This is a genomic window from Escherichia sp. MOD1-EC6475 (assembly GCF_003046645.1).
GTDB lineage: Bacteria > Pseudomonadota > Gammaproteobacteria > Enterobacterales > Enterobacteriaceae > Escherichia > Escherichia ruysiae.
This window is the reverse complement of record NZ_PZKQ01000083.1, coordinates 1-26,059: the sequence shown is the minus strand read 5'-3', so window position 1 is coordinate 26,059 and position 26,059 is coordinate 1. Positions and strand designations below refer to the sequence as shown.

Annotated in this window: 30 protein-coding genes, 3 pseudogenes and 1 riboswitch; of the genes and pseudogenes, 21 read left to right on the top strand and 12 right to left on the bottom strand. The window is 49.5% G+C overall.

What is annotated here, in order from left to right; translation table 11 throughout:
* Positions 1 to 74: 74 nt before the first annotated feature.
* The 7 genes from ldtA to pduF all read right to left on the bottom strand — a co-directional run bounded on the left by ldtA (position 75) and on the right by pduF (position 6,424).
* The gene (gene ldtA / locus A7589_RS21325) at positions 75 to 1,010 is read right to left on the bottom strand and encodes a L,D-transpeptidase (protein ID WP_000986311.1); all 936 of its coding nucleotides are present in this window, start codon (positions 1,008 to 1,010) and stop codon (positions 75 to 77) included.
* A 61-nt stretch (positions 1,011 to 1,071) separates the two neighbouring features.
* Positions 1,072 to 2,151, bottom strand: coding sequence for a nicotinate-nucleotide--dimethylbenzimidazole phosphoribosyltransferase (cobT, locus tag A7589_RS21320; RefSeq protein ID WP_001193770.1), 1,080 nt, complete (start codon positions 2,149 to 2,151; stop codon positions 1,072 to 1,074).
* Between the two features lie 11 nt (positions 2,152 to 2,162).
* Complete coding sequence (cobS, locus tag A7589_RS21315) at positions 2,163 to 2,906, bottom strand: adenosylcobinamide-GDP ribazoletransferase (protein ID WP_010348811.1); 744 nt, start codon at positions 2,904 to 2,906, stop codon at positions 2,163 to 2,165.
* Complete coding sequence (cobU, locus tag A7589_RS21310) at positions 2,903 to 3,448, bottom strand: bifunctional adenosylcobinamide kinase/adenosylcobinamide-phosphate guanylyltransferase (RefSeq protein ID WP_000973187.1); 546 nt, start codon at positions 3,446 to 3,448, stop codon at positions 2,903 to 2,905. Before cobU ends, cobS begins: the two co-directional genes overlap by 4 nt.
* 134 nt (positions 3,449 to 3,582) lie before the next feature.
* A complete protein-coding gene (locus A7589_RS21305) occupies positions 3,583 to 4,017 on the bottom strand; it encodes a hypothetical protein (protein ID WP_000849059.1) in 435 nt (144 codons plus the stop codon).
* A 218-nt stretch (positions 4,018 to 4,235) separates the two neighbouring features.
* Positions 4,236 to 4,410: riboswitch (cobalamin riboswitch) on the bottom strand.
* An 87-nt stretch (positions 4,411 to 4,497) separates the two neighbouring features.
* The gene (gene pocR / locus A7589_RS21300) at positions 4,498 to 5,412 is read right to left on the bottom strand and encodes a transcriptional regulator PocR (protein WP_000622040.1); all 915 of its coding nucleotides are present in this window, start codon (positions 5,410 to 5,412) and stop codon (positions 4,498 to 4,500) included.
* 202 nt (positions 5,413 to 5,614) lie between these two features.
* Positions 5,615 to 6,424, bottom strand: coding sequence for a propanediol diffusion facilitator PduF (gene pduF / locus A7589_RS21295; protein ID WP_001000031.1), 810 nt, complete (start codon positions 6,422 to 6,424; stop codon positions 5,615 to 5,617).
* A 510-nt stretch (positions 6,425 to 6,934) separates the two neighbouring features.
* On the opposite strand from pduF, the gene pduA reads away from it, so the two are divergent.
* Genes pduA through A7589_RS21200 form a run of 19 tightly spaced genes read left to right on the top strand, consistent with a single transcriptional unit; the run spans position 6,935 to position 21,454 of the window.
* A complete protein-coding gene (gene pduA, locus A7589_RS21290; protein ID WP_001183614.1) occupies positions 6,935 to 7,219 on the top strand; it encodes a propanediol utilization microcompartment protein PduA in 285 nt (94 codons plus the stop codon).
* Complete coding sequence (gene pduB, locus A7589_RS21285) at positions 7,216 to 8,028, top strand: propanediol utilization microcompartment protein PduB (RefSeq protein WP_000097477.1); 813 nt, start codon at positions 7,216 to 7,218, stop codon at positions 8,026 to 8,028. Before pduA ends, pduB begins: the two co-directional genes overlap by 4 nt.
* A gap of 18 nt (positions 8,029 to 8,046) precedes the next feature.
* On the top strand, positions 8,047 to 9,711 hold the full coding sequence (pduC, locus tag A7589_RS21280; protein ID WP_001256911.1) for a propanediol dehydratase large subunit PduC: 1,665 nt from the start codon (positions 8,047 to 8,049) through the stop codon (positions 9,709 to 9,711).
* 9 nt (positions 9,712 to 9,720) lie between these two features.
* Positions 9,721 to 10,377 (top strand): propanediol/glycerol family dehydratase medium subunit, encoded by a 657-nt coding sequence (locus A7589_RS21275; protein WP_000405043.1) that lies wholly within the window; start codon positions 9,721 to 9,723, stop codon positions 10,375 to 10,377.
* Positions 10,378 to 10,391: 14 nt separating this feature from the next.
* Positions 10,392 to 10,910 carry a propanediol dehydratase small subunit PduE gene (gene pduE / locus A7589_RS21270; RefSeq protein ID WP_001090589.1) on the top strand — a complete coding sequence of 173 codons (519 nt, stop codon included), beginning with the start codon at positions 10,392 to 10,394 and terminating at the stop codon, positions 10,908 to 10,910.
* Between the two features lie 9 nt (positions 10,911 to 10,919).
* Positions 10,920 to 12,752, top strand: coding sequence for a diol dehydratase reactivase subunit alpha (locus A7589_RS21265; protein WP_001268895.1), 1,833 nt, complete (start codon positions 10,920 to 10,922; stop codon positions 12,750 to 12,752).
* The gene (locus A7589_RS21260) at positions 12,742 to 13,092 is read left to right on the top strand and encodes a glycerol dehydratase reactivase beta/small subunit family protein (protein ID WP_000444011.1); all 351 of its coding nucleotides are present in this window, start codon (positions 12,742 to 12,744) and stop codon (positions 13,090 to 13,092) included. The genes A7589_RS21265 and A7589_RS21260 overlap by 11 nt, the downstream gene beginning before the upstream one ends.
* 19 nt (positions 13,093 to 13,111) lie before the next feature.
* The gene (gene pduJ, locus A7589_RS21255; RefSeq protein ID WP_001057752.1) at positions 13,112 to 13,387 is read left to right on the top strand and encodes a propanediol utilization microcompartment protein PduJ; all 276 of its coding nucleotides are present in this window, start codon (positions 13,112 to 13,114) and stop codon (positions 13,385 to 13,387) included.
* Positions 13,384 to 13,833, top strand: coding sequence for a BMC domain-containing protein (locus tag A7589_RS21250; protein WP_123058223.1), 450 nt, complete (start codon positions 13,384 to 13,386; stop codon positions 13,831 to 13,833). Before pduJ ends, A7589_RS21250 begins: the two co-directional genes overlap by 4 nt.
* Before the next feature lie 2 nt (positions 13,834 to 13,835).
* On the top strand, positions 13,836 to 14,468 hold the full coding sequence (locus tag A7589_RS21245; RefSeq protein ID WP_000361048.1) for a phosphate propanoyltransferase: 633 nt from the start codon (positions 13,836 to 13,838) through the stop codon (positions 14,466 to 14,468).
* The gene (gene pduM / locus A7589_RS21240) at positions 14,465 to 14,956 is read left to right on the top strand and encodes a microcompartment protein PduM (RefSeq protein ID WP_001017045.1); all 492 of its coding nucleotides are present in this window, start codon (positions 14,465 to 14,467) and stop codon (positions 14,954 to 14,956) included. The genes A7589_RS21245 and pduM overlap by 4 nt, the downstream gene beginning before the upstream one ends.
* 3 nt (positions 14,957 to 14,959) lie before the next feature.
* Entirely contained in the window at positions 14,960 to 15,235 is a 276-nt protein-coding gene (locus tag A7589_RS21235; protein WP_000549832.1) for a EutN/CcmL family microcompartment protein, read from the top strand.
* Positions 15,236 to 15,246: 11 nt separating this feature from the next.
* Positions 15,247 to 16,254: a two-domain cob(I)yrinic acid a,c-diamide adenosyltransferase PduO gene (gene pduO, locus A7589_RS21230; RefSeq protein WP_001029522.1), complete on the top strand. Its 1,008-nt coding sequence runs from the start codon at positions 15,247 to 15,249 to the stop codon at positions 16,252 to 16,254.
* Entirely contained in the window at positions 16,251 to 17,636 is a 1,386-nt protein-coding gene (gene pduP / locus A7589_RS21225) for a CoA-acylating propionaldehyde dehydrogenase PduP (RefSeq protein WP_001098299.1), read from the top strand. The genes pduO and pduP overlap by 4 nt, the downstream gene beginning before the upstream one ends.
* Positions 17,637 to 17,646: 10 nt before the next feature.
* Positions 17,647 to 18,759 carry a 1-propanol dehydrogenase PduQ gene (locus A7589_RS21220; RefSeq protein ID WP_001091431.1) on the top strand — a complete coding sequence of 371 codons (1,113 nt, stop codon included), beginning with the start codon at positions 17,647 to 17,649 and terminating at the stop codon, positions 18,757 to 18,759.
* Entirely contained in the window at positions 18,756 to 20,099 is a 1,344-nt protein-coding gene (locus A7589_RS21215) for a 4Fe-4S dicluster domain-containing protein (protein WP_001012922.1), read from the top strand. Before A7589_RS21220 ends, A7589_RS21215 begins: the two co-directional genes overlap by 4 nt.
* A 2-nt stretch (positions 20,100 to 20,101) precedes the next feature.
* Positions 20,102 to 20,656, top strand: a complete 555-nt coding sequence (gene pduT / locus A7589_RS21210) for a propanediol utilization microcompartment protein PduT (protein WP_105282851.1) — start codon at positions 20,102 to 20,104, stop codon at positions 20,654 to 20,656.
* Positions 20,656 to 21,006 (top strand): propanediol utilization microcompartment protein PduU, encoded by a 351-nt coding sequence (pduU, locus tag A7589_RS21205; RefSeq protein WP_000209216.1) that lies wholly within the window; start codon positions 20,656 to 20,658, stop codon positions 21,004 to 21,006. The genes pduT and pduU overlap by 1 nt, the downstream gene beginning before the upstream one ends.
* Positions 21,007 to 21,010: 4 nt before the next feature.
* Positions 21,011 to 21,454, top strand: a complete 444-nt coding sequence (locus A7589_RS21200) for a EutP/PduV family microcompartment system protein (RefSeq protein WP_001189425.1) — start codon at positions 21,011 to 21,013, stop codon at positions 21,452 to 21,454.
* A gap of 101 nt (positions 21,455 to 21,555) precedes the next feature.
* Here the strand turns inward: A7589_RS21200 and A7589_RS21195 are convergent, their stop codons facing one another.
* From A7589_RS21195 to dacD, 4 genes are all read right to left on the bottom strand, one after another.
* The gene (locus A7589_RS21195) at positions 21,556 to 21,885 is read right to left on the bottom strand and encodes a DUF496 family protein (RefSeq protein WP_000450409.1); all 330 of its coding nucleotides are present in this window, start codon (positions 21,883 to 21,885) and stop codon (positions 21,556 to 21,558) included.
* Positions 21,886 to 22,056: 171 nt separating this feature from the next.
* A complete protein-coding gene (locus A7589_RS21190; protein ID WP_001200874.1) occupies positions 22,057 to 23,115 on the bottom strand; it encodes an FUSC family protein in 1,059 nt (352 codons plus the stop codon).
* Between the two features lie 207 nt (positions 23,116 to 23,322).
* On the bottom strand, positions 23,323 to 23,796 hold the full coding sequence (sbmC, locus tag A7589_RS21185; protein ID WP_001105400.1) for a DNA gyrase inhibitor SbmC: 474 nt from the start codon (positions 23,794 to 23,796) through the stop codon (positions 23,323 to 23,325).
* Between the two features lie 119 nt (positions 23,797 to 23,915).
* The gene (gene dacD, locus A7589_RS21180) at positions 23,916 to 25,082 is read right to left on the bottom strand and encodes a serine-type D-Ala-D-Ala carboxypeptidase DacD (protein ID WP_010353845.1); all 1,167 of its coding nucleotides are present in this window, start codon (positions 25,080 to 25,082) and stop codon (positions 23,916 to 23,918) included.
* A 209-nt stretch (positions 25,083 to 25,291) separates the two neighbouring features.
* Here dacD and A7589_RS23420 point away from each other — a divergent pair.
* Positions 25,292 to 25,363, top strand: a pseudogene (locus A7589_RS23420) (hypothetical protein); the annotation flags it as partial.
* A gap of 63 nt (positions 25,364 to 25,426) precedes the next feature.
* Here the strand turns inward: A7589_RS23420 and A7589_RS23735 are convergent.
* Positions 25,427 to 25,611, bottom strand: a pseudogene (locus A7589_RS23735) (HumD family translesion DNA polymerase); the annotation flags it as partial.
* Between the two features lie 204 nt (positions 25,612 to 25,815).
* Here A7589_RS23735 and A7589_RS21170 point away from each other — a divergent pair.
* Positions 25,816 to 26,043: pseudogene (locus tag A7589_RS21170) on the top strand (bactoprenol glucosyl transferase); the annotation flags it as partial.
* Between the last annotated feature and the right edge of the window lie 16 nt (positions 26,044 to 26,059).

The following is a 26,059-nucleotide window of genomic DNA, read 5'->3' as shown; positions in this document are numbered from 1 at the left end:
AGTCCAGTCAGAGGAGCCAAATTCAAAAAAGCCTGCTTTCGAGCAGGCTTTTTGCTTTTTATACAACAGCTATTTTAAAACATCTGCTTTGAACCAGAGCTAATTTGCACTGGCATTCCCGATCGACGTTGCAACGCAGCATTCGCGCGATTCACATCGACCTCTTGTCCGTTGATAAACGCCCGCAAGGAAGGCGTCACCGGCAATGGCACTTTTCGGTCGGACTCATATTCTGCACGATTGCGCGACAGCGGCTCATGAACTTCCAGCCACTTTGAACCATCCGGCTCCGTTGTGTATTTCACTGGCTGATCAATAATTTGCACGCGCGTCCCTACCGGAACATTATCAAACAGATATTTGATATCGTCATTGCGCAGACGAATACAGCCCTGACTTACCCGTAGGCCAATCCCAAAATTGGCATTAGTACCGTGAATGGCATATAACCTGCCGATATAAATAGCGTACAGCCCCATAGGATTATCGGGTCCGGCTGGGACAAATGCAGGCAGGCTCTCCCCACGCTTTGCATATTCACGACGAGTGTTAGGGGTTGGCGTCCAGGTTGGTGCATCTTGTTTGCGTTCAACAGCAGTCACCCAATTACGCGGGGTTTCTCGTCCAGCCTGACCAATACCAATAGGAAACACTTCCACAGTATTACTGTCTGGTGGGTAGTAATACAGACGCATCTCGGCGACGTTAACCACAATCCCTTTTCGCACAGTGGCGGGTAAAATCAGTTGCTGCGGAATGGTGAGTTGCGAACCAGACTTCGGCAAGAAAACATCAGCCCCCGGATTCGCTTCCAGCATATTGCTCAGCCCTTGTCCGTACTGCGCGGCAAAAGTTTCCAGCGGCTGGGTATTGTGATCGGGAACCGTTACTGTAAGTGGCTGCCCCACTAAACGACTCCCCTCTGGGGGTAATGGATAAGTTACCGCCAGGCTATTATGGCTGGCAAAAAGCAGAGCAAATGAACAAAGAATATTTACACGACGCATCATATCCCTTTCCTAAGTCGCGAAAGCCATCCGATAAGTATAGCTTTTATCAGACTTTTCGTTTTTAACTGTTCAATTCTGAAGTTGTATTCCCCGGTAGAATAATATTACTGGCAGCAAGTTCGCCCATGTTGTTGTATATCGCGCAAGCAGCTTCGATGATGGGCATCGCCAGAGCTGCGCCACTCCCCTCACCTAAACGCATTTCCATATTGAGATAAGGCTCCAGCTCCAAATGCGACAACGCAATACGCGCCCCTTTTTCTGCCGACAAATGGGAAGGAATAAGATACGGTTTGATTGCAGGCGACATCTGACACGCAGCAAGCGCGGCGGCATAAGAAAGAAAGCCATCCAGCAACACGGGTAAACCGCAGGAAGCGGCTCCTGAGATCACGCCAGCCATTCCGACCAGATCAAATCCACCGACTTTTGCCAGTACATCAACACCATCCAGCGGATTCGGTTGATTCAACATAATTGCCCGACGAACAACATCAACTTTGTTTGCCAGTTTATCTGTCGGCAGGTTTGCGCCAATACCAACCACCTCTTCGGGATCGCGTCCCGCAATTGTGCTGACTATCGCCGCAGCCGTCGTCGTGTTTGCCATTCCCAGCTCACCCACGCCAAACAGCGTGACGCCATTTTTCGCCAGTTCACGCGTATAACGAATGACTTCCAGAAGCAACTCTTCAGCCTGACAGCGGCTCATTGCAGAACCTGAAGCTATATTGCCGCTACCTCGAGCGACACGCATATTGATAAGTCCGGGTATTGGCTCCGCAGTATCTATCCCTACATCAATTACATGAACTTTAGCCCCCGCATGTGCTGCCAGAACACACACGCCGGTTGTTCCGCGTAGCATATTTTCGGCCTGAATGGCTGTCACCGCTTTCGGGGAAATAGAGACACCTTCATCCCAGACGCCGTGATCGGCGCACATAACAACTACCGCTTTTTTACCCACATGAGGAACACCATTCAACCCCGGCATTCCTGCCAGTTGTACGGCAAGCGCCTCCAGCCTTCCCAGACTACCGACGGGTTTGAGTAACCCGTCAATATGCCGTTGTGCGCGTGACATAGCAGCATGATCGATGGCCGGGATCGTATTCAGTAAATCGGCAAGTGTTTGCATGTTGCTTCTCTTTATAGCAGCGCCAGCAGAAATACCAGCTCACCAAGCTCTATGGCAGCTCCCAGCGTATCGCCGGTTTGCCCGCCCAGAGTACGTTTGAGAAGCTGACCGAGGACGAAAATTGCCACCATCGTCACCACCATAGCAGCCACACCATGCATACCTGGCAGTAATACAGCAGCAAAAATCACGGCTAAGCCGAGGGTTACACAGGTTTGTCGCCCATCAATTTTGCCAATGAACACATTGCCAAGCCCTTCTTCCCGGGCATAACGATGACGATACATCAATAATGCGGCAGTCCCTCGGCTGACAGCACATGCTGCTGCCAGCGATGCCAGAATCGGCTCACCACGTAGAGCCAGCTCGCTCAAAATCAAAATCTTTCCCAGCACAACAAAAATCAATGCCAGACCGCCGTGGGTGCCTAAACGGCTATCACGCATGATTTCCAACATACGATCTCGGCTACGTGCAGAAAATACGCCATCACAGGTATCGGCAAGGCCGTCCAGGTGGAATCCTCCGGTCATCAGCGCCAGAACCAGCACGCTAAACAGTGCCGCCAGCGGTACGCCACACCATGCCTGCAACACCATGAAGACCAGCCCGCTAATCGCGCCAAGCAATAAACCAATTAAAGGAAAAGTAATGATACCGCGAGAATAATGTTCAAAATCCAGCCCCTGGGACCAACGACGCGGTACAGGCAGACGCGTAATGAAAGAGAGCATCGCCCAAAATAATTTACTCATTTGATTTTTACTCCAATACCCGAAACCACCAGCCATACTTCATCTGCCGCAGCGGCCAGTTGCTGATTCACTCGCCCGGCAATATCACGAAAATATCGCGCCAGACGATTCTCCGGCACAATACCCATTCCCACTTCATTGGTCACTAATACGACCTTTGCAGGGCAACGTTGACAGGCAGCAATCAGCGACTGAATCTCGCCATTTATCGCTTGCTCCATCGCCACATAATCCCATTCTTCAGGGGCTTTATCGCCGCCATAATCAAACAACAGATTAGTCACCATTGTCGTAATGCATTCCAGCAACACAGCGTTCTGCGGATTAATGTCGGCATTAATTAACTCATCAAGCTGTTGCCAGCGTTCCACCGTGCGCCAGTGCGCCGGACGCCCCTGCCGATGATGCTCAATCCGTGCTGCCATCTCATCATCAAGGATTTGCGAAGTGGCGATATACAGAACCTGTGGTGTATCCCCGATAAGCCTCTCGGCGTGCCGACTCTTCCCACTCCGTGCACCACCCGTCACCAAAATCATCATACGGACTCCTGGCTCAATTGTATGATGGTATTCATTGACCAGAACCATGGTTGCGCCATCGTTGCTGATCGTAATAACATCTCCGCAATTAATACTGCGCGTAATGAAAATAAAAATCCAGCGTTCTCAATCCATTACGAATGAAGGCGGTGTTGTGAAATAGTCCGCTTTCCCTGTGTAAACGTCTGACAGAATGTGCCATTGGCAACATTTTCTCTGCATTGACACATTTCATTCAGATAATGGATTAATGCTACCGCCCCACCAGCCGGACCAGCCAGCAAACGAGCATTATGCCGTGTGATTAAGATTACCGTTGCGCCATCAGGATGAGAGAAACTTTCTGGTATGGAGACCCCGTTTTCAGCAATCAATAACAGCACTGAATAATCGGTATACGCGTCTGATAACGATTGAACTGCTCCACCTTTAAAAGGCAAGAAACCTTGCTGCCAGTCCTCACCAACAAAACAGGTCATTGGCAACATTTCAGCCAGATATTTCGCCAGATTAATATCGCCAGAGGAGAGGCAAAAAAGGGCTATCGATTCGGGTTTTATCGTTTTCATATCCCCCGTCCTCCGCTTCGTTTCCTGTAATGACGATCAGGCTGATATACCATGAAAAACGATTGCCGCGCATTGAGAGCAGCCCAGGTGCCTGTCGGCACTACAATGAATGAACTAAATGATGCCGCCATACCCTGATCCTCTCAGGGTGGTAGGGGTATAAAGACGCGCCAGTACTCAACCGGGCGCTTCCGGACAACCCACTTCCCACCGAAGTTGTTGGTATTGACTGACAGGCTGCTCTTCTGGCTTCGCATCATCCTTCCCCGGCCTTCCCAATCTCGCGATCAGTGGTATTTTCGGGGTTGTCAGCATTACAGCAGCGGGGGCTGCGAGGGATTTTCACCCTCTTCCCAGGCACAAATGTGCCGAACCTGTCAGCGTATGTTATGAGCTGATCTACTTATCCCATAACACGTAAATAACGTTAATTAATATTGCCAGAGTCTATTTAATCATCCCTCATTTTCCACATTAAATTTATGCTGTTTCCGCTGCTACATTTTCACTAATTTGCTGACGATATACCTGCGGAGTCACCTGATACGTCTGGCGAAAAACTTTGCAGAAATAGCTGGTTTGTGAGAAGCCTAAATTACGAGCGATACTGGCGATACTCCAGTCACTATGGCACAGCAGCTCACGGGCGCTGGCCATTCGTTGTTGGTTTACCCACGCATTAAAACCAATCCCATGATATTTCTTAAACAACTTACTGAAATAATAAGGGCTTAGATAAACATGCGAGGCAACATCTTCCAGACGCAAATCGTCTGATAAATGCGCATCGATATAGCGCAATGCTTTTTTCATTTTATTATCATGGGGATTAGGCGCACGGGTCTGACGAACTGACCCCGAATGAGGTTTATTCTCTTTAATAACGACAAAATTGAGTTGCTTTTTGAGGCAATTTTCCACAATCAACTTCAACAAATCAGCAGAGGCTATAACCCGCGAGTAATCCATTTCAGGAACTTTGCGAAACTCATTAAGTAATTCTGGGTCGGCTTGCCAACAATCATCGACATTAAGAATATCGATCAAATCAACATCATCATTACGCAGGCGGACTTGTCCGCACAACACAAAGCCGACTAAATGCCCGGCAATCACCAGTGGAATAGAGAAATCGGTTAACCCTGCATGACAGCGGTAAATACAAGGTTGATCTGATTTAGAGGCTTCCAGACCACCACAACGATCGCTCATGCGACAGCGAGTGCTAAGCTGAGGGTGTTGGCGCATCATCTGACAAAATGGGGTGAAGTTAAACAGCTCGGAGATTTCATCACCGTGGATATTGACCACGACAACCGCAAGACTAGTCGCCTGCGCAAAATCCTGTGCGATTTTATTAATGAGTTCTGAATTAAGTGTCGCCGCAGAAATCATGATAAAACCTCCCAGTTAATTTATTGTTATAGCAAAACAATTGTTTTACATTTAATCTTCACATCATCCTTAATGATTTACTGACGAGAAGCACAACGGACAATAACAAAAGCCTCCATGAAGCGGGAGACTTTTTAATAAGTTCGGAAAGCAGATCACAAACACTAAAAAAATAAACGTTTATAACCGCCAGGTTATTTCACTATTCGCTGATATCTTTAGGCGTAACACTATTGACAGGTAAATTTTGTGCAATAAGAAAGCGATAAATCGCCGCCCCCACACAGGCTCCAATGACCGGAGCAATAATGGGTACAATAAAATAAGGAATATTGCGTCCGCCAGTCATTGCAATTTCCCCCCAACCAGCAAGCCAGGTGAAAATTTTTGGCCCAAAATCACGCGCTGGATTCATGGCAAAACCGGTTAATGGTCCGGTAGAAGCACCAATAACAGCGACCAGAATACCAATAAGTAAAGGCGCAAGCGGTCCTTTGGGTACGCCATTACCGTCATCGGTCAACGCCATAATCAACCCCATTAACATGGACGTTATGACCACTTCAACCAATGCAGCCTGCCATACATTTATCGCCGCTGCCGGGTAAGTACTGAAGATACTGGCGAGTTGTAAACTTTCTGCACTACCACGAACCATATTGTGAGCAGATTCAAAATCGGCAAACAAATTGCTGTATAAAAAATATGCCAGAACCGCACCACCAAAGGCTCCCGCTAATTGTGCCACACAAAATGGCAGCACTTTACGACCAGGAAAAGCGGCAAACAACCACAGAGCAATAGTAACCGCCGGGTTAAGATGAGCGCCGGAAATGCCTGCCGTAAGGTAAACAGCAAGTGAAATACCTAACCCCCAAATAATACAAATTTCCCACAGTCCCAGACTTGCACCGGCAAGTTTTAGGGCGCACAAACAACCAATGCCAAAAAAGAGGAACAGTCCGGTGCCCAAAAACTCGGCAACGCATTGCGCCTTGAGTGAATCATTCATAGTGACACCTTTTTCACAGAGTTTTTTCTTTATCGGCCAACAATGCGCTGATTGTTGTGTATATCGAACGCAACTATAAAAATTGCGCTGAAAAAAATATTGCCAACATGCATACCAGATTCATGGAAAAATCGTGTTGCTATAGCAAATTATTGTTATCGCCATAGCATTCACCACAGCAATCATCACTATTGGAGTTATGAATATCGCCAAACTGACACAATAAAAAATTGTCATGCCTGCATAATAAAATTTAAACAAATATCACAGTTAATTTCAGCAAACCAAACTCGACGAAATATTATTTCAAATTAAAGCCACCGTCTCAATGCAATTAATTCACATCAAACCACGCCAAAAACAACCAATAAATGAATAACATATATTCTCTGAAAGCAATTTTATAACATTTGCCCTCTATTAATTTTTCTCATTAGCGATTAAGTCAGCCATTCTTTTTCCTCGCTTTTTTTTATAGTCATATCGTCAAAAAATCCAGGCGAGGTCTTTATGCAACAAGAAGCGTTAGGAATGGTAGAAACCAAAGGATTAACTGCCGCCATAGAGGCCGCAGACGCCATGGTGAAGTCGGCAAATGTATTGCTGGTCGGCTACGAAAAAATTGGTTCCGGGCTGGTGACCGTCATCGTTCGTGGTGATGTCGGGGCGGTTAAAGCGGCAACAGATGCAGGTGCCGCCGCTGCGCGTAATGTCGGCGAAGTGAAAGCCGTACACGTTATCCCCCGCCCACATACCGATGTCGAGAAAATCTTACCAAAGGGAATTAACCCATGAGCAGCAATGAACTGGTCGAACAGATCATGGCGCAGGTCATCGCACGCGTAGCGACACCGGAGCATGAGGTTCTCCCGGAAACCAATCATCAAACACGAGAGACGGCTATGGCAGAAAAAAGCTGCACATTAACGGAATTTGTTGGCACCGCTATTGGCGACACGGTAGGTCTGGTCATTGCGAACGTTGATAGCGCCCTATTGGACGCGATGAAACTTGAAAAACGCTATCGCTCCATTGGCATTCTGGGCGCACGTATTGGTGCAGGGCCACACATTATGGCCGCTGATGAAGCGGTAAAAGCCACCAACACCGAAGTTATTAGCATTGAACTTCCTCGCGATACCAAAGGCGGTGCCGGACACGGCTCATTAATCCTCTTAGGTGGCAATGATGTTTCCGATGTGAAACGCGGTATTGAAGTTGCGCTGAAAGAGCTTGACCGGACTTTTGGCGACGTCTACGCCAACGAAGCCGGTCATCTTGAACTGCAATACACCGCCCGCGCCAGCTATGCACTGGAAAAAGCGTTTGGCGCTCCACTGGGACGGGCTTGCGGCGTTATTGTCGGTGCTCCGGCTGCTGTGGGTGTTCTGATGGCCGACACCGCGCTGAAGTCCGCCAATGTGGATGTCGTGGCATACAGCTCCCCAGCTCAAGGCACCAGCTACAGCAATGAAGTCATTCTGATTATCTCGGGTGACTCCGGCGCAGTCCGTCAGGCGGTCATCTCCGCACGCGAAATCGGTAAAACCGTACTTTCGACTCTCGGCGATACACCGAAAAACGATCGCCCTTCCTACATCTGAATTCCCTGAGGCAGATTCATGAGATCGAAAAGATTTGAAGCACTGGCAAAACGCCCGGTCAACCAGGACGGTTTCGTTAAAGAGTGGATTGAAGAAGGCTTCATTGCGATGGAAAGCCCGAACGATCCTAAACCGTCAATCAAAATTGTTAACGGCGTCGTGACCGAACTAGATGGAAAACCCGCCAGCCAGTTTGACCTGATCGACCACTTTATCGCTCGCTACGGTATCAATCTCGCGCGCGCTGAAGAAGTCATCGCGATGGATTCGGTCAAACTTGCCAATATGTTGTGCGATCCAAATGTCAAACGTAGCGATATTGTTCCCCTGACCACCGCGATGACGCCCGCCAAAATCGTCGAAGTGGTTTCACAGATGAACGTGGTAGAGATGATGATGGCGATGCAGAAAATGCGCGCCCGTCGAACACCATCGCAACAGGCTCACGTCACCAACATCAAAGATAATCCGGTACAAATTGCTGCCGATGCGGCTGAAGGCGCATGGCGCGGATTTGACGAACAGGAAACCACCGTTGCCGTTGCTCGCTATGCACCGTTCAACGCCATCGCTCTGCTGGTCGGTTCACAGGTGGGACGCCCAGGCGTGTTGACCCAGTGTTCACTGGAGGAAGCCACCGAACTGAAACTCGGTATGTTAGGCCATACCTGCTACGCCGAAACGATTTCTGTCTACGGCACGGAACCTGTTTTCACCGACGGCGACGATACACCGTGGTCAAAAGGATTTCTCGCGTCATCTTATGCTTCTCGCGGCTTAAAAATGCGCTTTACTTCCGGCTCCGGCTCTGAAGTGCAGATGGGCTACGCTGAAGGCAAATCAATGCTTTATCTCGAGGCTCGTTGCATTTACATCACCAAAGCTGCTGGCGTTCAGGGATTGCAGAATGGTTCCGTAAGCTGCATCGGCGTTCCATCGGCAGTGCCGTCAGGCATCCGCGCAGTACTGGCGGAAAACTTAATTTGTTCATCGCTGGATCTGGAATGCGCCTCCAGTAATGACCAGACCTTTACCCACTCAGATATGCGCCGTACCGCACGTTTCCTGATGCAGTTTCTGCCGGGCACCGACTTTATCTCTTCCGGTTTTTCCGCTGTGCCGAACTACGACAACATGTTTGCCGGTTCAAACGAAGATGCCGAAGACTTCGATGATTACAACGTCATTCAACGTGACCTGAAGGTTGATGGCGGCCTGCGACCGGTGCGCGAAGAAGATGTTATCGCTATCCGCAATAAAGCCGCACGTGCTTTACAGGCCGTCTTTGCCGGTATGGGATTACCACCTATCACCGATGAAGAGGTCGAAGCGGCAACCTATGCCCACGGTTCGAAAGATATGCCAGAGCGCAACATCGTGGAAGACATCAAGTTCGCCCAGGAAATTATCAATAAAAACCGTAACAGCCTGGAAGTGGTGAAAGCCCTGGCACAAGGCGGTTTCACCGATGTCGCCCAGGACATGCTCAACATGCAAAAAGCGAAACTGACCGGCGACTATCTCCATACCTCAGCCATTATCGTCGATGACGGACAAGTGCTCTCTGCGGTCAATGACGTCAATGATTACGCCGGACCGGCTACGGGTTATCGCCTGCAAGGGGAACGCTGGGAAGAGATCAAAAATATTCCCGGTGCACTTGATCCCAACGAAATTGACTAAGGGTGAGAAATGGAAATTAACGAAAAATTACTACGTCAGATAATCGAAGACGTGCTGGCAGAAATGCAAACCAGCGATAAGTCCGTTTCATTTCGCGCACCGGTCTCTTCCGCGCCGGATAGCGAAAGTTTTCTGACCGAAATTGGCGAAGCCCAACAAGGTACTCAGCAAGATGAAGTCATTATCGCTGTAGGTCCGGCGTTTGGTCTGGCGCAGACCGTCAATATTATCGGCATTCCGCATAAAAACATATTGCGCGAGGTGATTGCCGGTATCGAAGAAGAAGGTATTAAAGCCCGTGTGATTCGCTGCTTTAAATCGTCTGATGTTGCCTTCGTGGCGGTTGAAGGCGATCGTCTTAGCGGTTCCGGCATTGCTATTGGTATTCAGTCGAAAGGCACCACGGTTATCCACCAGCAAGGTCTTCCTCCTTTGTCTAACCTGGAACTTTTCCCACAAGCACCTTTGTTGACGCTGGAAACGTATCGCCAGATTGGCAAAAACGCCGCGCGTTATGCGAAGCGCGAGTCTCCACAACCTGTTCCGACCCTCAATGATCAAATGGCACGACCGAAATACCAGGCCAAGTCCGCCATCTTACATATCAAAGAGACTAAGTACGTGGTCACTGGCAAAAAACCGCAAGAACTGCGCGTGACGTTTTAACAAAGGAAACCTTCATGAATACCGATGCAATTGAGTCGATGGTCAGGGACGTGTTGAACCGAATGAACAGTCTCCAGGATACAGCCCCTGTCTCTGCGCCATCCCACTCATCAACACTGAATGCCAAAGTGAGTGATTACCCGCTGGCAAATAAACATCCAGAATGGGTCAAAACGGCGACTAATAAAACGCTCGACGATTTTACTCTGGAAAATGTACTCAGCGATAAAGTCACCGCCCAGGACATGCGCATAACCCCGGAAACGTTGCGTATTCAGGCCGCGATTGCCAGAGATGCTGGACGCGATCGCCTGGCGATGAATTTTGAACGCGCCGCCGAGCTTACCTCAGTGCCGGATGATCGCATCCTCGAAATCTACAATGCGTTACGCCCTTATCGTTCGACTAAGCAAGAACTCATTGCCATTGCCGACGATCTTGAACGTCGTTATCAGGCCAAAATTTGTGCCGCATTTGTCCGTGAAGCTGCGGAACTCTATGTCGAGCGTAAAAAACTGAAAGGCAACGATTAAGGACGAACTATGCGATATATAGCAGGCATTGATATCGGCAACTCATCCACAGAGGTTGCGCTGGCAACGCTCAATGCGTCTGGCGAAATGTCGTTCGTGAGCAGCGCCCTGGCAGAAACCACCGGGATCAAAGGTACGTTGCGTAACGTACACGGCATTCAGGAGGCGCTCGCACAGGCAACGAGAAAAGTCGGCATCAATGTCAGCGATATTTCGCTTATTCGTATCAACGAAGCAACCCCGGTCATTGGCGATGTGGCGATGGAAACCATTACGGAAACCATTATCACTGAATCAACCATGATCGGTCACAACCCGAAAACTCCAGGCGGAGTGGGGCTGGGTGTAGGACTCACCATCACTCCGCAAGAGTTGTTAACACGCCCGGCGGACACACCGTACATTCTGGTCGTGTCATCGGCTTTTGATTTTGCCGATATCGCAACCATGATAAATGCCTCCGTGCGGGCCGGATATCAGCTGACAGGCGTTATTCTGCAACGCGACGATGGCGTACTGGTCAGTAACCGACTGGAAATCCCTTTACCCATTGTTGATGAAGTCCTCTACATCGATCGTATTCCGCTCGGCATGTTAGCTGCTATTGAAGTCGCCGTTCCCGGGAAAGTTATCGAAACCCTGTCTAACCCATATGGGATTGCCACCGTTTTCGCCCTCAATGCTGAAGAGACTAAAAATATCGTTCCTGTCGCACGGGCGCTAATCGGCAACCGTTCAGCAGTGGTCGTGAAAACACCTTCTGGCGACGTTAAAGCCCGTTCGATACCCGCCGGAAATATCGAATTGCTTTCTGCCGGGCGCACAATTCGGGTTGATGTTGCTGCCGGGGCCGATGCCATTATGAAAGCGGTCGGTGAATGCCCAAAACTGGAAAATGTGACGGGCGAACCGGGCACCAACATCGGCGGAATGCTGGAACATGTTCGCCAGACCATGGCGGAGCTGACCAATAAACCCAGCAACGAAATTTTTATTCAGGATTTATTAGCGATAGATACATCAGTTCCCGTCAGCGTAACCGGTGGTCTGGCAGGCGAATTTTCACTGGAACAGGCAGTGGGTATCGCCTCTATGGTGAAATCCGACCGTCTGCAAATGGCGATGATCGCCAGTGAAATTAAGCAAAAACTGCACGTTGATGTTCAGGTCGGAGGCGCAGAAGCAGAGGCAGCCATTCAGGGAGCCTTAACTACCCCAGGAACCATGCGTCCCTTAGCCATTCTGGACTTAGGCGCAGGTTCTACCGATGCCTCCATCATCAATCAAAAAGGGGAAATGATTGCCACTCACCTTGCGGGAGCGGGCGACATGGTGACGATGATTATCGCCAGGGAACTGGGCTTAAATGATCGCTACCTGGCAGAAGAGATCAAAAAATACCCACTGGCAAAAGTTGAAAGCCTGTTCCACTTACGCCATGAAGACGGCAACGTTCAGTTCTTCCCTACCCCACTATCCCCCCAGGTATTTGCCCGTGTTTGTGTGGTGAAACCAGACGAACTGGTGCCCATTCCCGGTGATATAACGCTGGAAAAAGTGCGAACCATTCGTCGCAGTGCAAAAGAGCGGGTCTTCGTAACAAATGCCCTGCGCGCACTACGTCAGGTAAGTCCTGGTGGAAATATTCGCGACATTCCGTTCGTCGTACTGGTGGGCGGCTCTTCACTGGATTTCGAAGTCCCGCAGTTAGTCACCGATGCGTTGGCACATTATAGACTGGTCGCCGGGCGGGGGAATATCCGTGGTAGCGAGGGGCCGCGCAATGCGGTAGCTACCGGGCTACTCATCTCCTGGCACAAGGAGTCGGTTCATGGAAAGTAAAGAACGTGCACCAGCCATTGTCGTCATAGTAATCGGTGACTGTATCAGTACATGGAATGAGGTGCTTCTTGGCATTGAAGAGGAAGGTATTCCCTTTCGCATTCAACACATTCCATCAGGTGAAATCATCGATAGCGCCTGGCAGGCTGCTCGCCAGTCTCCCCTGTTGGTTGGCATAGCCTGTGACCGGGAAAAACTGATTGTGCATTACAAAAACTTACCGGCATCAGCGCCACTGTTTACGCTGATGCATCAACAAGATAACCATACCCGGCGCAGCACCGGCAATAACGCAGCCCGGCTGGTCAAAGGGATTCCCTTCAAGGAATACCACTCATAATCCACAGGAGAAACACCGTATGAATAACGCACTGGGACTGGTTGAAACAAAAGGGTTAGTCGGCGCGATTGAAGCCGCAGACGCCATGGTTAAATCCGCCAACGTACAACTGGTCGGCTATGAAAAGATTGGTTCAGGTCTGATCACAGTGATGGTGCGCGGCGATGTTGGCGCAGTAAAAGCCGCCGTTGACGCGGGGAGCGCCGCCGCAAGCGCCGTTGGCGAAGTGAAGTCCTGCCATGTCATCCCTCGGCCGCACAGCGATGTTGAGGCCATTTTACCAAAATCTGCATAACCCCATTCGCTAAGGAGCACAGCGTGAAGCAATCACTGGGATTACTTGAAGTCAGTGGTCTGGCACTCGCCATCAGTTGCGCGGATGTTATGGCAAAAGCCGCGTCCATCACGCTGGTTGGCCTTGAGAAGACCAATGGCTCAGGCTGGACGGTTATCAAAATCACCGGTGACGTCGCCTCGGTTAATGCAGCGATCGAGACGGGTGCCAGTTTCGCCGGGCAGAGAAATGGTCTTGTCGCGCACAAAGTGATTGCCCGTCCAGGCGAGGGAATACTGTCCCGCACAACAGAAGCACTGAATGTAAGGGTTGAAGCAAGCGAAACACCAGCAGCAACAGTCACCTCAGAAAGTATCAGTTGTAATTTGTGTCTTGATCCGGCGTGTCAACGGCAAAAAGGTGAGCCACGTTCACTTTGCCTCCACTCCGATAAGCGAGAGGAGTAACAATGGACAAACAAACCTTGCAAGAAACAGTGAGCCAGGTTCTGGATGAGATGCGCGAACGCCCTATCCCTCTGGGCGTCTCCAGTCGTCATATTCACCTTTCAACTGCGGATTATGTACGCCTTTTTCCTGAACAACCGATCAGCGAGAAAAAGCCGTTATTGCAACCAGGTCAGTTCGCTGCTGAACAAGTTGTTACGCTGGTGGGACCAAAAGGCAAATTGCACAACGTTCGTTTGTTGGGACCACTACGCAATGCAAGCCAGGTGGAAATTTCCCGGACTGATGCCAGAACGTTGGGGATCACCGCTCCGCTACGCATGTCAGGCGATCTCAACGGCACACCGGGGATTCGTCTGATAAGTCCGTTTGCAGAGCTGGAAATCGCTTCTGGCGTTATTGTCGCGCAACGGCATATTCATATGTCTCCGCTCGATGCCCTGATTTATGGCGTTACGCAAGGCGATAAAGTGGCGGTCGCCATTGAAGGTGATGAGCGACGACTGATATTTGATAACGTCGCTGTTCGCGTCTCACCGGATATGCGTCTTGAAATGCATATTGATACCGACGAAGCCAACGCTGCAGGCGCTGATAATCCTGACGTTTTTGCCATGCTGGTGTCGCTGCCATGAATCATGTGCTGATGCAACGCATTGTTGACGAAGTGATTTTTCGCCTAAAACAACGTGCGGAAAAGACACTCACGCTCACCGTTTCGCAACTGCGAGAAGCCAGCGTTCACAAGATAGTTCATCAGTATGCATCGTTACAAATTCGATATGTCGATCTGCCGTTGTTGCGACAGCTTGCGGAGAACAATACGTCAGACGAGGCAGTAATCCACCTTCACGAGGCGTTAGCATGGGGAATGCACATTCAATTATCGTTGCAGCATCATTTCCTGAACGCCATCAAGTTGAAAACTCTCGCCCGTCTACCGCTAACCTGGTGCGACGAACAAGGAAAACCAATCCACCTTCATCGTGGTCGACTTTTAAGTTATGCCGACGTAGCACCGTTATGCGCGGGGATACTGGTACTACAGCGGAAATGTTGTGTGACCGCACTTGCGCGTGACGCGGCAATTACCCGAAACATTCAGTTAATCAGGCAGGAGTAACTCATGCATCTGGCTCGAGTCACCGGCACGGTGGTATCCACGCAAAAATCACCTTCTCTTATCGGGAAAAAACTGCTGTTGGTTCGTCGGGTCAGTGCTGACGGCGAATTGCCTCTTACACCGTTAACCGGCGACGAAGTTGCCGTTGATTCAGTCGGCGCAGGCGTTGGTGAACTGGTACTCCTCAGCAGCGGCTCCAGCGCCAGACATGTTTTTTCCGGCCCCAACGAAGCCATTGATCTGGCAGTGGTCGGCATTGTCGATACGCTTTCACGCTAAGGACTTTAACGATGGCGATTTATACCCGAACAGGTGATTCAGGAAGTACATCTCTATTTACCGGACAGCGTGTCAGTAAAACTCATCGACGTGTCGAAGCCTATGGCACGCTGGATGAACTGAACGCGACGCTCAGTCTGTGTTATTGCGCCACCTCCATCGAAAGCCATCGCATCTTACTGGAAGCCATTCAGCAACAAATATTTTGGTTTAGCGCCGAACTCGCCAGTGAAAGCGAACAGCCGTCAGCGCAGCAGCGTTACATCGGTACAGAAGAAATTGCCACGCTGGAAAAAGCGATCGATAGCGCAATGAACGCTGTCCCTCCAGTTCACAGCTTCATTTTGCCTGGTCGTTGTGAAGCCGCGAGCCGTATGCATGTCGCCCGCACGGTGACCCGGCGGGCTGAAAGACGTCTGGTTGAACTGACAACGGAAACCACCGTCCGCCATGTTTTGTTGCACTATATCAACCGACTTTCCGATTGCCTGTATGCCCTCGCCCGCGTGGAAGACAACGTTGCTCATCAAAACCTGATGATTCAGGAAATCACAAAACGTTATCACGAAGCCAACCACACTCCAGCATTAAAGGAACGCACGATGTCGCTCACTTTTCAGGATCTTCACCAGCTCATTCGTAGTGCGGCAATACGCGCGGATGAACTACATATTCCCGTTGTCATCAGCATTGTTGATGCCAACGGGACAGAAAGTGTTACCTGGCGGATGCCCGATGCCCTGCTGGTCAGCAGTGAACTGGCACCGAAAAAAGCCTGGACCGCCGTGGCGATGAAAACGGCAACACACAAACTTGCTGACGCCGTACAACCCGGAGCGCCGCTTTACGGACTCGAAAGCCATATGCAAGGCAAAGTCGTCACTTTTGGTGGCGGTTTTCCCCTCTGGCGTGACGGAATATTGCTTGGGGGACTTGGCATCAGCGGTGGTAGCGTTGAACAAGATATGGATATTGCACAAGCCGCAATGGCAGCAATTAACGCAGGAGCAAACCTATGAATACGACTGAATTAGAAATGATTATCCGCAACATCCTGCGCGAACAACTGATGCCCAGTGCGTCACAAGTGCAAAGAAATGGTATTTTTCAGACTGTCGATGAGGCCGTCTGCGCGGCACACCAAGCCTTTTTGCGCTTTCAACAGTGTCCGCTTAAAACCCGCAGCGCCATTATCAGCGCCATTCGCGAAGAATTAATGCCCCGCCTTACCGAACTGGCAGAAGAAAGCGCCAGCGAAACGGGAATGGGAAATAAAGAAGATAAGTATCTGAAAAACAAAGCGGCACTTGATAACACGCCAGGAATTGAAGATTTAACCACCACTGCACTAACCGGTGATGGAGGCATGGTTTTATTTGAATACTCTCCATTTGGTGTTATTGGCTCGGTCACGCCGAGTACCAATCCCACGGAAACCGTCATTAATAACAGCATCAGCATGTTAGCAGCAGGCAATAGCGTCTACTTCAGTCCTCATCCGGGAGCCAAAAACGTATCGCTGAAACTCATTGCCATAATCGAAGACATCGCGTTTCGCTGTAGTGGCATTCATAACCTGATCGTTACCGTATCTGAACCGACCTTTACAGCCACCGAACAGATGATGGCGCACCCTAAAATCAGCGTTCTGGCGATTACCGGCGGTCCGGGTATCGTCGCAATGGGGATGAAAAGTGGCAAGAAAGTGATTGGTGCCGGTGCGGGTAACCCGCCGTGTATTGTCGATGAAACGGCGGATATTGTGAAAGCCGCCGAAGACATCATCAACGGCGCTTCTTTTGATTACAACCTACCGTGCATCGCTGAAAAAAGCCTGATTGTCGTGGCGTCAGTGGCAGAGTATTTAATTCAACAGATGCAAAGTTTTGGCGCCCTTCTTCTTAACCATGAGCAAACTGAAAAATTGCGCGCCGTTTGTCTGCCCGACGGCGTCGCCAATAAAAAACTGGTTGGCAAAAGTCCATGCCATCTTCTGGAAGCGGCTGGAATTCCTCTACCGCAGAAAACGCCACGATTACTGATTGCCGTTGTTGACGCCGATGATAACTGGGTTACCTGTGAACAACTGATGCCTATGCTACCCATTGTGAAAGTCAGCGATTTTGACAGCGCCCTCACCCTGGCGCTGAAAGTCGAAGACGGTTTGCACCACACGGCAATTATGCACTCGCAGAACGTCTCACGACTCAACCTTGCTGCACGCGTGATGCAAACCTCAATCTTTGTCAAAAACGGTCCCTCCTGGGCTGGTATTGGCGTCGGCGGCGAAGGCTTTACGACCTTCACCATTGCTACACCGACCGGAGAAGGAACAACGTCAGCACGGACTTTTGCCCGCTCACGACGCTGCGTGTTAACCAGTGGCTTTTCCATTCGCTAGAGAAACGGAAATGAATACTTTTTCACTGCAGACGCGTTTATACAGCGGTTTGGGAAGTCTCAAAGTCCTTAGCCGTTTCACCAATAAGCACATCTGGATTATTTGCGATGCCTTCCTGGCAAGTTCGCCATTGATTGACACGTTGCGTCAGTCGCTGCCTGATAGCAACCGCATCAGTATTTTTAGCGAAATAACGCCCGATCCAACGATCCAGACCGTGGTAAAAGGCATTGCACAAATGCAGACTTTACGCCCGGATGTAGTTATCGGTTTTGGCGGCGGCTCTGCGCTGGACGCCGCAAAAGCGATTGTCTGGTTTAGTCGCCAGTGTGCTATTGAGATTGAAACCTGCGTTGCTATTCCCACCACCAGCGGCACCGGTTCGGAAGTGACCAGCGCCTGTGTCATCAGCGATCCCGATAAAGGGATTAAATATCCTCTTTTCGATAATGCGCTTTATCCGGATATAGCGGTTCTTGATCCCTCGCTGGCCGTCAGTGTGCCAGCCGCGATAACTGCCAATACCGGAATGGATGTTTTAACCCATGCCCTTGAAGCTTATGTTTCTCCCCGTGCCAGTGACTTCACGGATGCACTGGCCGAAAAAGCCGTGCAAATTGTTTTTCACTACCTGCCCACAGCAGTGAATAAAGGAGATTGTCTTGCTACTCGCGGCAAAATGCATAATGCATCTACTCTTGCAGGAATGGCCTTTAGTCAGGCTGGGCTTGGGTTAAATCATGCAATTGCCCATCAACTCGGCGGGCAGTTTCATCTGCCACACGGCCTGGCGAATGCACTCCTGCTCACGACGGTTATTCGTTTTAATGCTGGCGATCCGCGTGCTGCCAAACGCTATGCCCGGCTGGCGAAAACGTGCCATTTATGCCCTGACGATGCCAATGACACCGCCAGCCTGAATGCACTCATTCAACATATTGAACAGCTAAAAAAAGCCTGTTCAATGCCGACTCTCGCCAATGCACTGAAAGAAAAAAAAGCAGAATGGTCATCACGTATTCCAGATATGGTTCGGGCTACGCTGACGGATGCCACACTGCGTACCAATCCACGAGCGGCTGATGCCATCGCTATAGCAGAACTGCTTGAGGAGTTGTTATGAACGGCGAGTTAATGTCCATTGACGAACAGACGATCCGCGAGCGAGTACAGGCAGCAGGCGTCGTGGGTGCTGGTGGCGCAGGCTTTCCAACACATATTAAGCTGCAGGCGCGGGTTGACACTTTCCTGGTGAATGCGGCGGAATGTGAACCAATGTTGAAAGTAGATCAACAGTTAATGGCACAGCAAGCCAGCCGCCTGCTTCGCGGTGTTCACTATGCGATGAAAGCCACCGGAGCCAGTAGCGGAATTATCGCGCTGAAAGAGAAGTATCAACCAGCAATAAACGCACTCACACCCTTGCTTTCGCCGGATATCCGGCTGCATATTTTGCCCGACGTTTACCCCGCAGGAGACGAAGTGCTGACCATCTGGATGGCAACAGGTCGCCGCGTTCCTCCCGCTGCGTTACCCGTGAGCGTCGGTGTGGTGGTCAATAATGTGCAAACCGTACTGAATATTGCCAGAGCCGTTGAGCAACAGTATCCGGTGACGCGACGCACACTTACTGTTAATGGTGCAGTGGCTAAACCAATAACATTGACCGTTCCCATCGGGATGTCTTTACGCGAAGTACTGGCGCTGGCGGGCGGCGCAACAGTGGATAATCCTGGTTTTATCAATGGCGGTCCGATGATGGGTAGTTTGATCACATCGCTCGACACGCCAGTCAGCAAAACCACTGGCGGCTTGCTGGTTTTACCCAATTCTCATTCACTCATCCAACGTCGAATGCAGGATGACCGTAGCGTATTTGCCGTCGCGAAAACCGTTTGTGAGCAATGCCGCTTATGTACCGATCTCTGCCCACGTCATTTAATTGGTCACGAACTGTCGCCACATTTGTTAGTACGTGCGGTTAACTATCAACAGCTCGCTACGCCGCAACTGTTACTGACAGCTCTCACCTGTTCGGAGTGCAACGTCTGTGCCAGCGTCGCCTGTCCGGTAGGTATTTCGCCGATGCGCATAAACCGCCTGCTTAAGCAGGAATTACGCGCCAAAAATCTCCGCTACGAAGGTGCCTTAAATCCTGAGGATGTCATGGCAAATTATCGGCTGATCCCAGTAAAACGGCTGGTAACCAGACTGGGATTAACCCCGTGGTATCAGGATGCGCCATTGTCTGAACAGGTGCCTCAGCCTGAAAAAGTGACACTATTGTTACGCCAGCATATCGGTGCCAGCGCAATTGCGTGTGTACAAAAAGGCGATCGCGTCGTTCGTGGGCAATGTGTAGGCCAAATACCACATGGCACATTAGGTGCCCCCATTCATGCCAGTATTGATGGCACGATCAGTGATGTGACAGAAAACGCTATTACGGTTGTGAGAGGTTAACCATGTCGAAAGCGGTAGGTATTTTAGAACTTAGCAGTATCGCAAAAGGGATGGAAACCGGCGATGCCATGCTGAAAAGCGCCAATGTTGAGTTACTGGTCAGCAAAACGCTATGCCCCGGAAAATTTCTGCTGATGCTTGGTGGCGATGTCGGTGCGGTGCAGCAGGCCATCAACAGCGGCGCTTCCCTTGCAGGTGAAATGCTGGTCGACAGTCTGATCCTCCCTAATATTCATCCCAGTATCCTTCCCGCAATCAGCGGACTGAACCATGTTGAACAGCGTCAGGCTGTCGGTGTGGTCGAAACCTGGAGTGTGGCAGCCTGCATTGACGCTGCCGATTGCGCTGTTAAAGCTGCGAATGTCACCCTCGTTCGCGCGCATATGGCTTTTGGCATTGGGGGGAAATGCTACATGGTGGTTGCTGGCGATATTTCAGATGTTAATAACGCGGTCTCTGTCGCCAGCGAGCGCGCAGGTGAAAAAGGGTTGCTGGTCTATCGCTCGGTGATTGCCCGTCCACATGAAGCCATGTGGCGTCAGATGGTGGAGGGATAATGACAACTCTGCACACAACTGAACGGATGATTCAGGAATATGTCCCTGGTAAGCAGGTCACGCTGGCTCATGTCATTGCTAATCCAGGGAAGGATCTGTTTAAGAAATTAGGTTTACCAGATACCGTTTCCGCCATTGGCATTCTGACGATTACCCCCAGCGAAGCGTCTATTATCGCGTGCGATATCGCTACAAAGTCAGGAGCAGTAGAAATTGGTTTTCTTGATCGTTTCACTGGTGCCGTAGTACTGACTGGTGATGTTTCAGCTATCGAATATGCACTTAATCAGGTTACCCGCACGCTGGGTGAAATGATGCACTTTACCGCCTGCCCCATTACACGGACCTGACGTTATGCAACGTATGATGCTTATCGGTCCCAGTCAGTGCGGAAAAACGTCACTCACGCAATGTCTGCGCGGAGAAGATCTTCAGTATCAGAAAACGCAGGCAATCGTCTGGTCACCGGCCACTATTGACACACCAGGCGAATACCTCGAAAACCGCAGCCTTTACAGCGCACTGCTGGTCAGTGCCTGCGAAGCGGACATTATCGCGCTGGTGCTAAATGCGGACGCACCGTGGTCACCTTTTTCGCCAGGTTTTACCATGTCAATGAATCGCCCGGTCATTGGGATAGTAACCAAAGCGGATTTAGCCAGCGTAGCACAACTATCTTTGGTGAAATGTTGGTTACGGGAAGCTGGAGCGCGCAACGTGTTAGTGACCAGTGCGATTAATAACATCGGAGTTGCAGAACTTTTTGCCTTGCTGCATACAAAAGAAGGCTGTCGCTAATTTCGATATGTTATCAGATGGGAATGATGACTTTTGATACACAGAAAAGAGCCAATGAATAATGAGGGTTGCCGGGCAACCCTCATCAAATAAAGCAGAAATTACTTTGCTTCGCCGTTTTTCATTTCACCCATAGCTTTCAGCTTTTTAGAGATATCGCGGCGTTCTTTGGAAAGCTCTGCATTTTTGATGATGTAATCGTCAACGCGATCTTCATAGTCACCTTTCATGCTGGCGATGATGCCCTGGATTGCTTCTACGCTCATACCAGGCTTAATGTAATCGCTCAGGTTGTCCAGCAGCAGGACACGCTTCTGGTTGTCACGGATCTTTTTCTCAACGTCCTGGATTTCACGTTGCAGTTTGTTCTTACGGCGGAACAGACGAACAAATTCCAGTACGTCCTGGAATGAAGGCTTGGTAGTTTCCATTTTTATACCCCTGATAATGTGAGAGTCGGATTCGTTTAAGCAACCGCTATTCGTTAGGGCCAACATTACTCATAGCTGCCGCAGATGACAATGCTTTTATCCCTTTTCACTATCATACCCTTTATCCTTGCTGAATCGAAGCAGCTGCAAGATGATTCTGAAGTTCAGGAATTATTTGCGCAAGGCCCGGCAAATCAGATTCGATAGCAACTCAAGTTGATGTGCCGTTTCCATGTTCAGCCACACATAGCCATAAATCGGTGTTTCCACGACCTTCAGCTCATGGTGGTTATCGAGCAACTGGCGCAACTCTTCCACAGCATCGTTCAATTTTTCCGTATTGGCAAAAACCGGCTGCGGATTACCTTCGTACAGCGCATGAACAAGGCTCAGCACTATTTGCTGCATCATATGCTGTGTATCACGCAGTTTTTGCGCGTTCAATAACACGAAATGGCTGGGGCGCGTGGCCCAGTAGGCATTGATTTGCAGCTCCAGCATACAAACCAGATTACGGTTAATAGTCTGGATACCTTCATATATCGATTTTGGAATACGGGTTTCTTTGCTGGCAGGCGCAATCAGCCCACGCATTTTCACGGCATCGGTCAGGAGTTTTTGCAGATGGCTTTCCAGACGTGGGCGTTCAAGTAAGTTCGGTGAGAATGCAGATTGATAGACCCGATTATACTCGGTCAGACTTTTCGCCAGTTGAATGCGCCAGTGGATGAACGCCCGTTGCGGCCAGATACCGGTAAACAGCATTGCCAGTAAAGAGCCGAGGATCACATCGCCACTTCGCCATAACGCCGTATCAATTTCACCTGTTGGGGAACCAACAACAATTGCCAGCGTCACACCAATCAATAAGCCTTGATACGGTTTCTTGCCGAGTGCCAGCCAGCCACAAAGAAACATGGCAGCCGCGCACCAGACTAACATCAGCGGTAAAGAGATTAACTCCAGTCGCAGAGCAATAAGACCTAAAATCGAGCCAAACACCGTACCGCCAATACGTTCAAACGCACGAGGGACGACGTTACCCCAGAACGAAATTGGTCCCATGATCACTACCATAGTGACCAACGGCCAGGTGCTTTCCGGGATAGTAAACAGGCGAATGATGAGAAAGGTGAGCAAGAACGCCAGCGCAACCCGAGTACCATGAACAATGCGGTAATGACGGTAGACTCGAATTTCGAACGGGCTTAAGGACTTATCGGCACGCACGCGGGCACTCCGTGTAAGAGGGAAAAAACGATCATAATGCAATCTGACAAACCAGGTGCAATAACGCTATGTAACAACTCTGTCCGGCAAACCGGGAATAGCGGACGTTCCCGGTTTAGTTGTCAGAAAACTGAAGACGGATCTTACTCTTTTACATAACGAAAAACAGCGTGGCAATCAGGTTAACCTCTGACCCGACGTCATTTATCAGCGCCGTTTTGGCTGCACCGCGACATACATTTCGATATCCCAATAACCATCTTGCGCGCCATTGTTCAGATAAACCTCAAAGCAGGGCTTTGGTAACATTTCGTAAGCACTGTCCTGCAAGAGGCTGTTAAAGAACTGATACCAGGGTTTCGCAAAATCATCACCCACTACGCGAGCTACCGCCACCGCATACTGACCACCCGAAATTTCTGTCAGGATGACGCCCTCACTGTTTTCGGGAAGTGTGAAATTATCTGCCACCGAAACTACGGTGTCACAACGTAACTTTTCGGCAGGTGTTTCATCTGGATTATCGTAATAGACCGCCACCCACTCCTTCGGAACAATATTTTTGTTATCAACCCACATCATCAACTGCTCAAAACCTTGCTTTACCGTTTGTTCCCACGGGCCAACGAGATGGAAACCTGCAACGGTACGTTTATCTTCCTGCTTAATCTCGTAGTTCATGACGCCTCCACTTATACTGGTTTTATATACAGTATGCTTTGTAATATAAAAACCACAAGGAATGAGTGTTGATTATGCGAGCAGACTCGCACTCCTGCCAGTCTGCGGCGTAAGAAAGGTCAGGCTTTATGCTCGAAATAATCACTCAGCCGGGAAAACACACCGCCTTTCCCGACAGATTCCAGGGTGACCAACGGCCAGTGCGCCACCTGTTTATCGCGGTCATAAAGTTCAATTTCCCCTACCCGCTTATGGGCGCTAATTGGCGCGGTCAGTTCTTTACCATCAAGGGTATATTTTGCTTTGATATTAGGAATCTCCGCTTTTGGCAGCACCATCCAGAACTCTTGTTCCGTTCCCAGAGCGATGTTTTCTTTATCGCCATACCAGATTCGTTCTGTGCCAACCTTTTTCCCCCGGTGCAAAATTTGCACCGTCGTAAAGTTCTGTTGCCCCCAACGCAGCAGTTTCCTTGCTTCTTCTTCGCGACCTTTTGCGCTGTCAGCCCCCATCACCACCGCAATGAGACGACGCTGACCATCCACCGCCGAAGCAATGAGATTAAACCCGGCACCGGAAGTATGTCCGGTTTTCAGGCCGTCAACATTCATGGTTTTATCCCACAATAATCCGTTACGGTTTTGCTGGGTGATACCGTTCCAGGTGAGGCTTTTTTCGCTGTACATATGATAAAAATCAGGCTCGCCGTGGATGATAGCGCGAGAAAGCACGGCTAAATCATAGGCCGAACTGTGCTGACCGGGTGCATCCAGACCATGCACTGTTTCAAAATGCGTATCCTGAAGATGCAACTTCTCAGCATAATTGTTCATCATATCGACAAACTGCCGTTGCCCACCGGCAATATAATCAGCCAGTGCAACACAAGCGTCATTTCCGGAGTCCACAATTAAACCACGGCTTAAATCACGTACCGATACGCGATCGCCCTCTTTCAAAAACATCAGTGAAGACCCGACAAATACCGGATTATCTTTCGCCCACGCATTGCGTCCTACAGTGACAATATCGTCTGGCGTAATGCGATGGCTATCGATTGCACGATCAACAACATAGCCAGTCATCAGCTTAGTCAGGCTGGCAGGATTGCGTTGTTGATGCTCATTACCCGCCGTGAGGATCTGACCGGTTGTGTAATCCATCAAGACCCATGACCCTGCATGAATCTCTGGAGGCTGGGGTGAAAAGGGAATATTTTCCGCCGCAAAACCAGACGATAAATTAAAAACGAACAAAGAAGCAGCAATAATAAGACGGCGTTTCAACAGCAAATCCTCAGGAGTTTCAAATAGCAGTTCTTTTTACGGAAATCCTGATGAACTGGCTGGAATAAAGTGCAAGAAAATGTGACAGTTATCTCATTTTTAATCTGACATTATCAGTTGCCACTCTCTGCCAAATTGTCGCTCTAAAGCTGATTAGCACGGTGATATTTGATACTCTGACACACAGCAGAAATAACGGATTTAACCTAATGATGAATGACGGTAAGCAACAATCTACCTTTTTGTTTCACGATTACACGCACCCAGCCGGAGAACAGCCATGAGTAAGGGTTTCATGGTTTATGATTTTAATTTGGTACACAATTTGGTACGCATCGCAATTTTCACATTACTTGGCAGTCATAAAACTCACCATAACGCGCTTCGTTGATGATGTACGTGATCACCAAAAATATCGCATCCGGACTAGTTCCATCTTCATGCGCAGGTATCTGTTCATGCCTACCTGTCTGCAAACCAGTAATAAGCCATTACAGGGTGATAGTGATGCATCAACTACGATAAATGCAGAGACATGATGCAGTGGTGGGCGGACTGGCTTGATGAAAAGGTGGAGTGATCAGCCTCAACCACAATCGAATAGCACAAAGCCTTGAAAGCCATTGCAAAGACTTATGTTTCTCAGTTTTGTCTCAACAACCACAGCAAATCATCGATCGATTGAGACTTGGATGATAGACTTCATGCCTTTCAGAACTCATTGATTAAATAAATGTTAAAGCTATTTGCAAAGTACACCTCGATTGGTGTGCTGAACACACTTATACACTGGGTGGTTTTTGGTGTATGTATCTATGGCGCGCATACCAATCAAGCTCTTGCAAACTTCGCAGGTTTCGTTGTGGCTGTGAGTTTTAGCTTCTTCGCGAATGCAAGATTCACATTCAAAGCATCGACTACAACGATGCGCTACATGTTATATGTCGGGTTCATGGGAACTAGACTGGCCCCCTGAA